Raw genomic sequence first — 14,010 nt, 5'->3', positions numbered from 1 at the left:
GCCGCGCATAATCGCGAATGTAGTCGTTCTCGTCGCCGGTGAGCGAGGACTTGATGTAGACGAGGTAGCCGCTGTCGCCGCTGCCGTAGTCGATGGTGCCGATGGCGACATGCACGTGATCCTTCGGCTCGTCGTCGTGGTCCGTCGATACAGCCGGCTGATCGGCGTTGCGCTTCATCAAGACGCGCGTGCGATCGGCAACCGGCGTCCAGGGCAGATCGATCCGGACACCGAGATCGATGCGGGCATAACGCTGCAGCGTCATCAGCGAGGAGAAATTCATCGACGCGTCGGCCTCGGCATCGACCGCGATGATCACCTTGCAGCGGCGGCGCAGCAGCTCGTAGATGCCGAGATTTTCGATGTGGCCGCCATCGGTGAGATAGACGCCGTCGCTGTTCTCGTAGAGACGGCCCGAGATCTCCGACCACAGGAACAGCGGCGTGGACTTGCGCTGCGGCCGGGCATTGTCGTCGACATAACGCGGGTTCTTCAGCCAATAGCCGAGCCGCACGTTCAACAGCGCCAGCGTCGGCGTCAGCGCCCTGATCGAGTTCGATCCCATGTTCGACGATGCCGCCGCTCCCGAGATCGCCATCGCGGTCGCGAGGTCGAGGCTCTGCTCCAGGCTTTCGACCGCCGGCGTTTTGGCGTAGCGCGTCGCTTCGCTGCCGACAAAGAGCGGCGAGAACACGAAGAAGTCCGCATTGCGGCCGCGCCGGTTGGCGAAGTCGGAGCCCTGGATGTTCAGCGCCGTATTGATGAGATGATAGGGCGCGCGCAGCCGCGGCCGGACGGGCTGATCGTCCGTCGCAACGTCGTCCTCGCCGACCGCATAGAGCTCGCTCAGCTTCATCCGGTCGAGCGGCTTGAAATCGCGCCCCTGGTCGAGGCTCGCCTCGACGCGGGCGATGTTGCCGTCGGCGGATCGGGAAGGATCGAACAGGAACGCCTTGCTCAGACGATCGCGGTACAGACGATGCAGCGAATTGGCGTTGGGCGTCAGCAACAACGAGACGAGGAACAGCAGCAGACCGACGACCGCATAGAGCAGCGCCATCGGCAGGCTGAACGTATAGCCAAGTCTCAGTGCCGGTCCGTGAAACAGCGCCGGGATGCATGCTTCGATGACCTCGCCGGACCGCTGTGCCAGGTAATCGAGCCAGGCAGGAGCATGGGACTGCGGCGTCACAAACTCGGTCTTTGCGGCGGCCGCCGGACTCTTCGGTGTGATCTCGGCCGAGAAAGTGCCGGCGCCGGTATCGAACGCGATCTTGCCCGCCATGCTTCCCTGCGCAGGCGCATCCGCCTTCGCATCCGTCGTGCACTCCGCCGGACTCAGGGGCGGCCGGCAGTCGCGCGCGAGATCGTTGGCAATGCCCCAATAGGACAAATAGAGATAGGCGACCCAGATGATCAGCGGCAGCGCCAGGCCTGCGATCCACAGCGCGACCTTGGCCACGATCGCAAGCACCAGCGAGCCCCATTGCGAGGACACGCTGTTGCCCTTCAGGAGCTCGATGAACTGCTGCCTGAAGGCGGCGACGAAGGCACCGATCGGCGCGGCAATCGCCGCAAGCGACTTGACCCAATTGACCGCGACCGCTCCCGCCGGTCCGCCCAGGGCCGTGCCCTCTTCCACATCGAACATCTGGACCAGCATGAAGGGCTGAAACTCGAAGAACGCGGTCACCGCGAGCAATACCAGGAAGGTTGCCCCCGCCGTCGGCCCGTGCGAGCGGAACTCCTGACGGTTCTCCGGGCTCGCAAACGAGCGCACGACCGCCCAGGCAAAGAACAGCAGCACGCCGATGATCGCAGTTGCGAGCGTCAGCGCGAAATTCTCGACGCTGAGGAAGCGCGCGAAGTCGCAGGCGACGCCGAGCACCAGCGCGATGCCGGCCAGGTAAGTGAACATGATGCTCGGACCGATTCCCCTGTCCGAGCGGGATGTCCAATACAGGAGCCCGCTGATGGCAAGCAGCAGCAGGGAAATGGCGCCGCCGACGGCGGTGAAGCCGTAGCTGTCGACGACGCTGAAATCGTGCAGCTCGCAGACCTTGCGGTCCCTGAGACCGACGCCGAAAATGTTGGCGACCGTCAGGCAGCTCCGCAGCGGCGTCGACCAGATGGTCACGGCGGCGAGCAGCAGCACGACCGGGAAGGTCAGCCCGATATTGGCGATCAGGCCGCGCACCACGATCGCAATCCCGGTCAGGACGTCGCGGATGCCGGCCGGGATCAGGTAGTTGGAATAATTCCTGATATGTCCGACCGACGGCGTATCGCTGATCTCGCTGGCCGCCACGGTACCGCCGGCTGGCCGCTCACCGAACACGAAACGCCGTGCCACCGTCATGGTCGCGCTGAACGAGGTGCCGATGTAACCGCCGCCTGACACGGTCGAAAGATAATCGATCCGTCCGATCAGGCCGTGATGGTTCAGCGCCTGCAGCACGCCGAGACAGATCGCGGACGAGCGGATGCCGCCGCCCGACAGTGCGAGCCCAACGACATCGAGCATCTGGCAGGCGCCGACATCATGCGGGCTGAGTTGCCGGGTTGCCTCACGGCGGGTGTTGATCGCCGCGATCTCCTCGCGAACGATCTGCTGGTGCTTTTCGCACCAGGGGGTTTCCTCGTCGAAGGCTGCCGCGTTCCGCGCAGCACCTGGTCGCGCGACCTGTCCCTGGTCGGCCATGCAAGCCTCCAAACGGGCAAATACGATCGGCAATCAATAGTTGAAAAACAACAACAAGTATCTACAGGGTTAGTCTTGCCCCTGACGCGAATGTTCAATGCCGGCGATCAGGATCTCGAGGCCGGTCTCAAAGGTCGCCTGGAAATGCGCCGGCTGAAAATAGGGCGCGGCTGCCGCGAGATGCTTGAAATGGACGGCAATCGTCTCGTTTGACACCGGTTCCGCCGACGACGGCCCCTTGGCGTAGCCTGCCGTCTCGTCGAGCGCGGCGCCCGTGAGGTAGTAGCCGATCTCGCGAAAATATGTCGCAGCCTCGCGATCGCTGAATCCGGCCTCGCGCAAGATGCCGATGATCCCGTCGATATAGGCGACGCCGGCGCGCGTATTGAGCCGGTGCACCGCAAAGAACGGAAAGAACGCGGGATGCCTGAGCGCCATGGCGCGAAAGCCGTGCGCCGCGCGGCGCAACCGCTCGCGCCAGTCCCATTGCGGTTCCATCGCGACCTGCGCCTGCCCCAGCATCAGATCGATCAGCGCATCCATCAGATGCGCCTTGTTCGGGTAGTGGTGATAGATGCTCATCGCCTCGCAGCCGAGTTCCTCACCGAGCCGGCGCGTCGACAGGGCAGCCAGCCCCTCGCGATCGACCAGCGCCATGGCGGCCGCGGCGATCCGCTCCCGCGACAAGGACAGCCCTCGTCCCCGCTCGCCCGCAGCGCTCCGCTTGCGGGGAGCCGCGGGGCTGACTTTCGGGCTGGTTTTTTTGGGGCTTGCTTTTGTTGCCATGCGCTCGATTCCGATTCCGCTTGCAACCTTACACTGGAAGGCTGTATTGTGAAATCAGGCTTACGCTGTAAGGTTTGAGCAAAGCAATGTCGGCAATCGATCTGTTCGGCCTGTTGGTGCCCGTGACCTATCTGGTGATGCTTGGAATCGAGAGCCTCGCCCCGGCGCGGCAGTTTCCCCCCATCCCCTGGTGGCGGCTGAAGGGCTTTCTCTTCCTGACAGTGCAAGGCCTGATCGCAACGCTCACCCCGCTCGTCATTCCCGAGCCCTGGCTGGAGCACCACCGGCTGATCGACCTCACCGGGCTCGGCGTTATCTGGGGCGCGGCGCTGGGCTACTTCGTGCTGTCACTGGTGAACTATGTCTGGCACCGCAGCGCGCACACCTTTCCGGTGATGTGGCGCCTGTTCCACCAGATCCATCACAGCCCGCAGCGCATGGACATGTCGGGAGCAGCCCTTTTTCATCCCTTCGAGACGATCGCGTTCTTCTCGATCGCGACCGTGCTGACGACCCTGGTGCTCGGGCTCGATCCGGTGGCGGCAGCTGCGACCGGCTACATCGCCGCCTTCTACGGCTACTTCCAGCACATGAACGTGCGCACGCCGCAATGGCTCGGCTATGTCATCCAGCGGCCGGAGGCGCATTGCGTGCATCATCAGCGCGACGTGCACGCTTACAATTACGGCGACCTGCCGATCTGGGACATGCTGCTCGGCACTTTCCGCAATCCCGCGACGTTCGAAGGCGCCGTCGGCTTCGACAAGCCGGCCACGGATCGCCTTGGTGCGATGCTCGCTTTCGCCGACGTCAACGAACCTGCCGCCGGGCCGAACAGCCTCGGCCGCGGCGCAAGCCAGACGAGCTGACCGACTTCAGCCCATCGCCTCGAGCTCGTCGATCATCCCGGCGATGACGGACAGGCCGCCGTCCCAGAATTTGGGATCCTTGGCATCGAGGCCGAACGGACGCAGCAGCTCGGAATAATGCTTGGTGCCGCCGGCGGCGAGCATGTCGAGATAGCGCTCGGCAAAGCCCTCGGCGGCATGCTCGTAGACGGCATAGAGCGAATTCACGAGACAATCGCCGAACGCATAGGCGTAGACGTAGAACGGCGAATGGATGAAGTGCGGGATGTACATCCAGTAGCTCTCATAGCCCGCCTTGATCTCGATCGCGGGGCCGAGGCTCTCGCCTTGCACCGACAACCAGATCTGACCGATGCGCTCGGCGGTGAGCTCGCCGTTCTTGCGCTCGGTGTGGACGGCGCGCTCGAAGGAATAGAAAGCGATCTGCCGCACCACGGTGTTGATCATGTCCTCGACCTTGCCCGCGAGCAGCGCCTGGCGCTGTTTCGCATTCTTGGTCTGGGCCAGCAGCCGCTTGAAGGTCAGCATCTCGCCGAACACGCTGGCGGTTTCCGCCAAGGTCAGCGGCGTCGGCGCCATCAGTGCGCCGTTCTTCGCCGCCAGCACCTGATGCACGCCATGGCCGAGCTCATGCGCGAGCGTCATCACGTCGCGCGGCTTGCCCTGGTAGTTCATGAGCACGTAAGGGTGCGCTGACGGCGTGGTCGGATGCGAGAACGCGCCCGGCGCCTTGCCGGGCCGCACCGGCGCGTCGATCCAGCGATCGGTGAAGAAGCGCTCGGCGATGTCAGCCATCTTGGGCGAGAAGCCGCGATAGGCCGTCAGCACCATGTTCCTCGCCTCCGGCCAGGCGATGGTGTCGGTCGCCGCAAACGGCAGCGGCGCGTTGCGGTCCCAATAGGTCAACCGCTTCTTGCCAAACCACTTTGCCTTCAGCGCGTAGTAACGATGCGACAGTTTTGGATAGGCCGCGCGCACGGAGGCGACCAGCGCATCCACGACCTCGCGCTCGACGCGGTTGTTCAGATGCCGGGAATCCGCAACGTCCTTGAAGCCGCGCCAGCGGTCGGAGATGTCCTTGTCCTTGGCGAGGGTGTTGGTGATCAGCGCAAAGGTGCGCTCATTGGCCTTGAAGGTTTTTGCCAACGCTTCGGCGGCCGCCTTGCGCTTCGCGCCGTCGCGATCCTGCAGGAAATTGAGCGTCGGCTCGATCGCGAGCTCCTTGGCGCCCACCTTGAAGCGCAGGCTCGAGATGGTCTGGTCGAACAGCCGGTTGAAGGCGGAATAGCCGGTCTGCGACTTTTCCAGGAAGAGCTGTTCGAGCTTGTCCTCGAGCTGATAGGGCTTTTCCTTGCGCAAATCCTCGATCCACGGACGATAATGTGCGAGCTCCGCCGTCTGCATCGCGCGTTCAAGAAGTTCGTCATCGATGCGGTTGAGCTCGAGCGCGAAGAACAACAGATGGGTAGAGGCTTCCGTCAGCCGTTCCGACACGTCGCCGTAAAACTTCGAGATCTTGGGATTGACGCTGTCGCCGGCGTGGACGAGGCCGGCATAGGAGCCGAGCCGGCCGGCGAGATCGTCGATCGCCTCATAGCGTCGCACCGCCTCGGCGAGCCATTTTCCGCCATTTTCATTTGCAGCGCCTGCCGCGAGCTTGCCCTTGTAGTCGGTCTCAAACGCGACGCAATCAGCCGCCATCTTTTCCAGGTCGCGCGTCACTTCCGGCGCGTCGATGGAGGAATAAAGGTCGGCGAGATTCCATTCCGGAAGCTTTCCGGTCTTGCTCGCGGGCTTAGCCGACGATTTGGGCTTGGCCTTGGCGATGGCCTTTTTGGTGTTGGGCTTGCGGAGAGTGGAATTGGTGCGCGGAGACATGCTGCGAGAAACCTGTGTTCAACGATCGCAATGGCGGGGATCGCAATGTGACGGGTCGGCAAGGTTTAAGAGTGCGTTAATCGGCATGGGCGAGAGTGCCCCGATTCGAGACAGATAGTTGTAGCGTGCGGGGATCACCATGGCTGCCAGTATTTTGATCGCGGACGACGACGCTGTACAGCGCCGGCTCGTCGAGAACATGGTGCAAAAATGCGGCTATGAGACCATCGTCGTCGATTCCGGCGATGCCGCGCTCGCCGCCCTCACCGCGCCTGACGCTCCCGCGATCGACGCCGTGGTGCTGGATCTCGTGATGCCCGGCCTCGACGGCATGGGCGTGCTGGCGAAAATCCGCGAAGCGGGTCTCAACATTCCCGTGATCGTGCAGACCGCGCATGGCGGCATCGACAATGTGATCTCGGCGATGCGCGCCGGCGCCGCGGATTTCGTGGTCAAGCCGGTCGGTATGGAGCGCCTTCAGGTTTCGTTGCGCAATGCACTCAACACCTCCGCGCTCAAGGGCGAATTGCAGCGCATCCGTCACAGCCGCGAGGGGCGGCTGACCTTCGCCGACATCATCACCCGCGCCGACGCGATGGCGCCGCTGATGCGCTCGGCGCAGAAGGCGGCGAACTCGTCGATCCCCGTGCTGATCGAGGGGGAGTCCGGTGTCGGCAAGGAAATGTTCGCGCGCGCCATCCACGGCAGCGGCGAGCGCAAGTCAAAGCCGTTCGTCGCGGTCAATTGCGGAGCGATCCCCGACAACCTCGTGGAATCGATCCTGTTCGGTCATGAGAAGGGTGCCTTCACCGGCGCGACCGAACGTCACGCAGGCAAGTTCGTCGAAGCACATGGCGGCACGCTGTTCCTGGACGAGGTCAGCGAGCTGCCGCTGACCGCGCAGGTGAAATTGCTGCGCGCGCTTCAGGAAGGCGCCGTCGAAGCCGTCGGCGGACGCAAGCCGGTCAAGGTCGACGTCCGCATCGTCTCGGCGACCAATCGCAAATTGCTGGAGCGGGTGAAGCAGGGGCACTTCCGCGAAGATTTGTTCTACCGTCTCCATGTGCTGCCGCTGACCATCCCGCCGCTGCGGGCGCGGCGCGAGGACATTCCACATCTGCTACGACACTTCCTGGCGCGGTTTGCCGCGGAGGAGAGCCGCGCGATCGGCAGCGTCAGCGGTGAGGCCATGGCGCATCTGGCGCAGCTCGACTGGCCCGGCAACATCCGCCAGCTCGAAAATGCGGTGTACCGCGCGGTGGTTATGAGCGAAGGCGACCAGCTCGCGCTCTCCGACTTTCCGCTGCTCTCCGCACATCCGCATGAGGCGACGGACATCCCGACCGCGCCGCTGATCCTCGAGCCGATGGCCGCACTGACGGTGCCTGCGATGGTATCGGGTAGTGAAATACCCATTGCCCCGCTGCCCGCCGCGGGCTCGCTGTCCATGCTGACCAGCACCGGAGATGTACGGCCTCTGGAGGAGATGGAGAACGAAATCATCCGCTTCGCGATCTCGCATTATCGCGGACAGATGTCGGAAGTCGCGCGCCGCCTCAAAATCGGCCGCTCGACGCTCTACCGCAAACTGGACGAAGCCGGGGTTCCCGGTCATGGCGGCAAAAGCGGCGAGGAGACGCATTAAGCGACGCACTGAACCGGCCCTCGTCGACACGTTCTGGCCGCGTTCTGTTTATGGCCTAAATCGGGCACAAGTCCTTTGCATTACGGGGGATTTGAACCGTGTCTTGGAAGTGACAGACAGAGGGAAAAGCGCGTGGCAAAAGCGCACAATCCGTTGCAAAACGGCTCTCCTGAAGTCAGTTTGTCGTGAGTTGTCCCGCCTGCCGCTGGCTGCAAAAACGGGGCCTGTATATCGTCTGCGTCAGAATCGTTGCGTGCAGGCGTGCAACTTTCGAGAGGCCGGCGCGGTTAGCCGAAGCTCATTTAGACGATAACGAAGCTGTTCCACGAGGGACAGTTCACCCGAGGGGTGTGACACAATGCGAGATGTTTTGAATCACCGTGCAGGCTTTGACCGCGTCCTGATGACGGTCGCGGCGACCTTCCTCACGGTGTCGGCGACCTCTGCGCTGGCGCAGGACCAGGTGCGCAGCAGTGCCGCCGAACTCGCGATCGAAGCCGCGATCCCGCGCCCCGAACCCGCCAACGTTCCGCCACCGACCGCAGCCGACATCAAGCTCGACACCACCGCGACTGTGCAGGAGCCTGCCAAGGACGCGCCAAAGGCCGAAGCCGCAGCGCCCGCCCCGGCGAAGGTCGAGAGCAAGCCCGCCGACGTCGCCACTACGCCCGCTGCCGAACCGCCCAAGACCGAAGCGCCGAAGGCCGACACGGCCGCGGCACCCGCGACCCCGGCCGCACCTGCTGCCGCTGCCGCAACTCCGGCCGAGCCGCCGAAGGATGTCGCGAAGGAGCAGCCGGCCGCCGAGCCCGTGAAGGCCGCAAGCAACGTTCCGGCCGCGGATCAGCCGGTCGCCGACAAGATCAAGGATGCGCTGGGTGCAAAGACCTCGCGCTATTTCGACCGCAAGAATGAGCGTGCCGCTGTCGAGAAGTTTTACACTGCCCGCGAATTCGCGCCGGTGTGGACGCAAGCCGGCGCCCTCACCGCCTCGGCCAAGGGCGTGATCGCGCGGCTGAAGGATGCCTCCGCCGAGGGCCTCAACCCGGCCGACTATCCGGTGCCGGATTTCGCCGCCGCCACCTCGCCCGATGCGCTCGCCGAGGCCGAACTCAAGCTCACCGCCAGCATGCTCGACTATGCGCGCCAGGCGCAGAGCGGCCGCATGCACTATTCGCAGGTCTCCGGCGACATCCTCTATCCCGAGCACCCGACCGATCCGAACGACGTGCTTGCAAAGGTCTCGACCGCGAAGGACGCCTCAGCCGCGCTCGAGGACTACAACCCGCCGCATAAGCTCTACAAGGAGCTGAAGGCAAAGCTCGCGCAGCTCCGCGGCCAGGGCGACGGCCCGGTGATCGAGATCGCCGACGGCCCGGCGCTGAAATACACGCCTGCCAAGGGCAAGAAGCAGCCGGAAGTCGTCGTTGAAGATCCGCGCGTGCCGCAGCTTCGCACCAAGCTCGGCATTGCCGAGAACCCGACCGACACCCGCTACGACGCAACGGTTGCGGAAGCCGTGCGCAAATTCCAGGACGGCGCCGAGATTAAGGTGACCGGCATCCTCGACTCCGCGACGGTGAAGGCGCTGAACAGCCCGAAGCGAGACAAGCAGATCGACACCGTGCTCGTGAACATGGAGCGCTGGCGCTGGCTGCCGCGCGACCTGGGCACGCCGACGCTGGGCGATGCCTATGTCATCCTCAACATTCCCGACTTCACGCTGAAGGTGATGCAGCGCGGCCAGCAGGTCTGGACCACGCGCGTGGTCACCGGCAAGCCGGGCAACCACGCCACGCCGATGCTGACCGAGACGATGAAGTACATCACGGTCAATCCGACCTGGAACGTGCCGCCGTCGATCGTCTACAACGAATATCTGCCGGCGCTGCAGCAGGATCCGACCGTGCTCCAGCGCATGGGCCTGCGGCTCGAGCAGAACCGCGACGGCTCGGTGCACATCTCGCAGCCGCCGGGTGAAGCCAACGCGCTCGGCCGCATCCGCTTCAACTTCCCGAACAAGTTCCTGGTCTATCAGCACGACACCCCGGACAAGCACCTGTTCGCCAAGGACGAGCGCGCCTTCAGCCATGGCTGCATGCGCGTGCAATATCCGGATCAGTACGCCTCGGTGCTGCTCAACATCGCACTGCCGAACGAGAAGTACACGCCCGAGCGCGTGCGCAGCATGTACGGCACCAGCGAGGTCGACCTGAAATTCCCGACCCCGATCCCGGTCAACATCACCTATCAAACCGCCTTCGTTGACGACGCCGGCAAGCTGCAATTCCGCAAGGACATCTACGGCCGTGACGCCGCGATGATCTCCTTGATGAAGAACGGCCGCGGCAAGGACCTGGAGAATATGGTCGCCCGCTCCCAGCCGAGCTACGCGCGCCCGGCGACGACGCTGCCCTCAGGCGTGGCCTTCGCCAACAATGGCGGCTCCTCCGGCCCGTCCTTCTTCGAGCGGCTGTTCGGACCGCCGACCCCGCCGCCTGCCCCGGTTGGCCGCCGGCCGCCGCAGCGCGTCTTCACCCGCTAAGCCCCTCAGGCTTACGGCGACAGGACCGAAATTCCTCAATGAAATCAGCGATCCCGTCTCCCGACGGGATCGCTTAACGTTAACCATTCTCCACCAGAGCCGGAGCAATCGGCCTTTTTTCGCCACACTCGGCCGGTTAGGTCTGTATTCTGACTTGGGAAGAACTTGGGGGCGGGACGGTTAAATCAAGTTTTAACCATCTCGCTTTAAGAAAGCGTTCATCCTCTTTCGCGCGCTAGCGGGGTTGGCGGGAGAGTCCATTTTGAACGCTCGGTCGACTGGGTGGGCTCATTCGTGCTGACTGGTTTCGCACGCCAATTCGCTGCGTTGTCGTTGTCCCATGCGGGAGTCAGGGCCGGTTCCAGGATCGGCCTGACCTCGCTGCTGTTGCTTGCGGGCGCAGGATCGGTCCATGACGCGGCGGCGCTGAACGAGACCCGCACGCTCGCCTTCCACCACACCCATTCCGGCGAAGACCTCACCGTCACCTTCAAGCGCGACGGCCGCTACGACGAAGCCGCGCTCAAGCAGCTCAACCATTTCCTGCGCGACTGGCGCAACCAGGACGAGACGGTCATGGACCGTCACCTCTTCGACATCCTCTGGGAAGTCTATCGCGACGTCGACGGCAAGGCGCCGATCCAGATCATCTCCTCCTACCGTTCCCCCGCCACCAACGCGATGCTCCGCCGCCGCTCCTCGGGCGTGGCGCGTCACAGCCAGCATATGCTGGGGCATGCGATGGACTTCTTCATTCCCGGCGTGGCGCTATCCGACATTCGTGCCGCCGGCCTGCGCCTGCAGCGCGGCGGCGTCGGCTTCTATCCAACTTCCGGCTCGCCCTTCGTTCATCTGGACACCGGCAGCGTGAGGCACTGGCCGCGCATGACCTATGACCAGCTCGCCAAGGTGTTCCCGGACGGACGGACCGTGCATCAGTCCACCAGCGGTCCGATGAAGGGCTATGAGCTCGCCCGGGCCGACCTCGAGCGCCGCGGCAATGGCGAAGACGCCGGCAGCGTCAAGGCACCGAACTTCCTGGCCGCGCTGTTCAAGGGCAAGTCGGCCGCGCCCGCCTCCAATGACGAGGACGACGAGGGCGCAGCAGCGGCCCCGAGCGCCAAGCCGGCCGCACCAACCGTGGTTGCCGCAGCCAAGCAAGCTGAAAAGACCGCCGATCCTGTGCCGGTGCCGCGCGCAAAGCCGCAGATCGCCGCTTCGCTGCAGCTCGCTTCCGCCGACGCGCAGATCGTTGCGCCGCCCAAGGCCAAGCCCACACCGGTTGCCGAGAAGACGGCTGAGGCCAAACCGCAGACACCCGCCGACATCATCAATGCCCGCGGCTTCTGGGATACGCCGGCAGCACCGCAGCAGGCCACGCCGGCCCAGGTCGCAGCTCTCAAGGCGCGCCAGGCCGTCGGCGCCGCCGACCCGCAGTCGACCTCGAGCGTCTCCTCCGCCGCCTACCAAGCCCTCGCCTACGCGCCGGCGGCCGCCTCGCCGGTCGATCGCGCCAACGTCGTTGCCGCCTCTGCGCCGATCCCGCGCGCGCCTCGTCCGGCCACCGCCACCCGCGGCCTCGCGCCGGCCACGGAGATCAACACCGTCGTCGCCAAGGGTGGTCAGGGCATGATCGCGACCTCGGCCCGGCTCTCCGCCGCCAAGGGCGAGAGCATGTGGCTCAAGATCGTGATGCTGGCCCCGAGCGCCAGCCGCGCGATGTCGGTGACGCTGATGGGTGACGTCGACATGAACGCGATGCGCGCCTATTTCATCAAGCCGCAGGCCGTGATCGCGATGGGCTTCACCGATGATCCGATGCAGGGCATGTCCTGCGACAGTTTCTCGGGCACCGCGACCGCCAAGCTCGAGACGAAGTCCTTCGTCGTCCGCACTGCCTCGCTGCGCTGAATTCTTCCAAAACGTGGTTTTCGTAACCCGGATGAAGCGCAAGCGAAATCCGGGGTTGGATCAGCGCGTGACGCCCCCCGGATTGCGCTACGCTCCATCCGGGCTACGCGCTTGCTATCGCTTCGATCGCCGATCGAGATGATATGTCAGCGCGAGCGACAGGCAGATCGCCAGCGGCCGTTTCGGCAAAGCGCCTGACACCTTGAGCAGCAGCGCCCGGTTATCCCGGTACTCGAACTCGTCGGCAAAGCGCTCGCGAAAGGTCTCGATCAGCGTGGTCTTGCAATTGAACAGCACCGCCGCGTGCGCGTCGGCCCCCTTCACGCGGCCGAGCCTGATCGTGCTGCCGCTGCCCGTGTCCTCGGTGAGGTAGGCGGGCTCGCCCCATTTCAAAGTTTCCGTCAGATTGCCAACCGCATCATGCGCCTTGGCCGTCGCGAAGATGAGATTGCGCACTTCAAGGAGCCGCCGGCGGATCGGTGCCGGATAGGCGTCGAAGGCACGGTTCACTTCGCGAGGTAGCGGCGGCGCTGTCATGGCGTCTCTCCCAAGCCAAGAGCTCCGCGCCACGATACGCGGGGCCAGTGTCACGGGATGGCAGCATAGTTCGTAGCCCGGACGGAGCGCAGCGCAATCCGGGACAGACTATTGAGGGCGTCGAGAATCCCGGATTTCGCTACCGCTTCATCCGGGCTACGGCAGTGGTGCGAGAGGCGCGATGCCTCAAAGCATCCCCAGCGCCTGCATGTAGGTCTCGAGAATGGTCTCGGCCTCGGCGCGCTCGTTGGGATCCTGCTTGCGCAGGCGCACGATGGTGCGCAGCGCCTTGACGTCGAAGCCGTTGCCCTTGCTCTCGGCGTAGACATCCTTGATGTCGTCGGAGATCGCCTTCTTCTCTTCTTCCAGCCGTTCGATGCGCTCGATGATGGATTTGAGCTGATCCTTGGCAAATTTCGTTGCGGGCGCTTCTTCGTTCACGGCGGTGGCCATGGCCATCTCTCGTACTCCTGAGGCAACTGTCGATATTGAGGGGTAACGCCAGCGTCCTCGCGCCGCGCGTGTTGGATTGACCCTCAGGTTTGGCAGCCCTTACGTCAAGGCAGCATCGCGCTCGTCCACAGCGCGCCCACATCTTCCTGCGGCGGGATCGGAAAACTGCTTGTGCGGCGGACGACTCAGCTCAGGAGACGACCCCGTTAATGTCCGGGGTGGACCTTCTTCATGGCCTCGAGCTGCTCGGACGTGGCCGTGCCCTGGTGCTTCTGCTTCCAGGTCTCGTAGGGCATGCCGTAGACGGCCTCGCGGCTCTCGTCCTTGCTCAATGCGACGCCCTTGGCGTCGGCGGCGTCCTTGAGCCAGTTGGACAGGCAGTTGCGGCAGAAGCCAGCGAGATTCATCAGGTCGATGTTCTGGACGTCGGTCCGCGTCTTCAAATGCTCGACCAGGCGCCGGAAGGCGGCGGCTTCGAGCTCTGTTCTGGTTTTGTCGTCCATGGCTGACATCCTTGACCGGTGATCTCGTTATCCGGGCCTAAACCCCTAAGGGATTAGGTGGGTCTTGTCACAGATTTTGCCATATCGCAGCGCAAACAGGCAGTTCCCGCGGCTACGCGACATCGTCAATGTTCTGATATACCTCTGCCCGACAATGATCGCCGAATCTCCCATCATCGCCC

The 14,010-nt window shown here is 64.1% G+C and carries 10 protein-coding genes; 4 read left to right on the top strand and 6 right to left on the bottom strand.

Going from position 1 to position 14,010, the window contains the following annotated elements; translation table 11 throughout:
- Nucleotides 1-2,701, bottom strand: a 2,701-nt coding sequence (locus C2U70_RS28955) for a cell division protein (RefSeq protein ID WP_140982048.1), incomplete at its 3' end; no start/stop codon positions are given.
- 69 nt (nucleotides 2,702-2,770) lie between these two features.
- On the bottom strand, nucleotides 2,771-3,388 hold the full coding sequence (locus C2U70_RS28950) for a TetR/AcrR family transcriptional regulator (RefSeq protein WP_186294536.1): 618 nt from the start codon (nucleotides 3,386-3,388) through the stop codon (nucleotides 2,771-2,773).
- Between the two features lie 185 nt (nucleotides 3,389-3,573).
- On the opposite strand from C2U70_RS28950, the gene C2U70_RS28945 reads away from it, so the two are divergent.
- Nucleotides 3,574-4,356 (top strand): sterol desaturase family protein, encoded by a 783-nt coding sequence (locus tag C2U70_RS28945; RefSeq protein WP_140982046.1) that lies wholly within the window; start codon nucleotides 3,574-3,576, stop codon nucleotides 4,354-4,356.
- A gap of 6 nt (nucleotides 4,357-4,362) precedes the next feature.
- Here the strand turns inward: C2U70_RS28945 and C2U70_RS28940 are convergent, their stop codons facing one another.
- Entirely contained in the window at nucleotides 4,363-6,234 is a 1,872-nt protein-coding gene (locus tag C2U70_RS28940) for a M3 family oligoendopeptidase (protein WP_140982045.1), read from the bottom strand.
- A gap of 139 nt (nucleotides 6,235-6,373) precedes the next feature.
- On the opposite strand from C2U70_RS28940, the gene C2U70_RS28935 reads away from it, so the two are divergent.
- The 3 genes from C2U70_RS28935 (at nucleotide 6,374) to C2U70_RS28925 (ending at nucleotide 12,335) form a co-directional block, all read left to right on the top strand.
- A complete protein-coding gene (locus C2U70_RS28935) occupies nucleotides 6,374-7,879 on the top strand; it encodes a sigma-54-dependent transcriptional regulator (protein ID WP_140982044.1) in 1,506 nt (501 codons plus the stop codon).
- A 358-nt stretch (nucleotides 7,880-8,237) separates the two neighbouring features.
- Nucleotides 8,238-10,424: a L,D-transpeptidase family protein gene (locus C2U70_RS28930; RefSeq protein ID WP_140982043.1), complete on the top strand. Its 2,187-nt coding sequence runs from the start codon at nucleotides 8,238-8,240 to the stop codon at nucleotides 10,422-10,424.
- A 282-nt stretch (nucleotides 10,425-10,706) separates the two neighbouring features.
- Entirely contained in the window at nucleotides 10,707-12,335 is a 1,629-nt protein-coding gene (locus C2U70_RS28925; protein ID WP_140982042.1) for a DUF882 domain-containing protein, read from the top strand.
- Between the two features lie 114 nt (nucleotides 12,336-12,449).
- Here the strand turns inward: C2U70_RS28925 and C2U70_RS28920 are convergent, their stop codons facing one another.
- From C2U70_RS28920 to C2U70_RS28910, 3 genes are all read right to left on the bottom strand, one after another.
- The gene (locus tag C2U70_RS28920; protein WP_140982041.1) at nucleotides 12,450-12,872 is read right to left on the bottom strand and encodes a DUF1801 domain-containing protein; all 423 of its coding nucleotides are present in this window, start codon (nucleotides 12,870-12,872) and stop codon (nucleotides 12,450-12,452) included.
- A gap of 186 nt (nucleotides 12,873-13,058) precedes the next feature.
- Nucleotides 13,059-13,331, bottom strand: coding sequence for a DUF2312 domain-containing protein (locus tag C2U70_RS28915; RefSeq protein ID WP_140982040.1), 273 nt, complete (start codon nucleotides 13,329-13,331; stop codon nucleotides 13,059-13,061).
- A 200-nt stretch (nucleotides 13,332-13,531) separates the two neighbouring features.
- Nucleotides 13,532-13,828 carry a DUF1244 domain-containing protein gene (locus tag C2U70_RS28910; RefSeq protein ID WP_186294535.1) on the bottom strand — a complete coding sequence of 99 codons (297 nt, stop codon included), beginning with the start codon at nucleotides 13,826-13,828 and terminating at the stop codon, nucleotides 13,532-13,534.
- Nucleotides 13,829-14,010: the final 182 nt, after the last annotated feature.

The organism is Bradyrhizobium guangdongense (assembly GCF_006483445.1).
Lineage (GTDB): Bacteria > Pseudomonadota > Alphaproteobacteria > Rhizobiales > Xanthobacteraceae > Bradyrhizobium > Bradyrhizobium guangdongense_A.
This window is presented reverse-complemented; position numbering and strand designations above follow the sequence as displayed.

Coding starts and splice junctions, on each gene's coding strand:
- C2U70_RS28920 (WP_140982041.1), bottom strand. CDS start 12,872: ATGACAGCGCCGCCGCTACCTCGCGAAGTGAACCGTGCCTTCGACGCC.
- C2U70_RS28930 (WP_140982043.1), top strand. CDS start 8,238: ATGCGAGATGTTTTGAATCACCGTGCAGGCTTTGACCGCGTCCTGATG.
- C2U70_RS28945 (WP_140982046.1), top strand. CDS start 3,574: ATGTCGGCAATCGATCTGTTCGGCCTGTTGGTGCCCGTGACCTATCTG.
- C2U70_RS28910 (WP_186294535.1), bottom strand. CDS start 13,828: ATGGACGACAAAACCAGAACAGAGCTCGAAGCCGCCGCCTTCCGGCGC.
- C2U70_RS28915 (WP_140982040.1), bottom strand. CDS start 13,331: ATGGCCATGGCCACCGCCGTGAACGAAGAAGCGCCCGCAACGAAATTT.
- C2U70_RS28935 (WP_140982044.1), top strand. CDS start 6,374: ATGGCTGCCAGTATTTTGATCGCGGACGACGACGCTGTACAGCGCCGG.
- C2U70_RS28940 (WP_140982045.1), bottom strand. CDS start 6,234: ATGTCTCCGCGCACCAATTCCACTCTCCGCAAGCCCAACACCAAAAAG.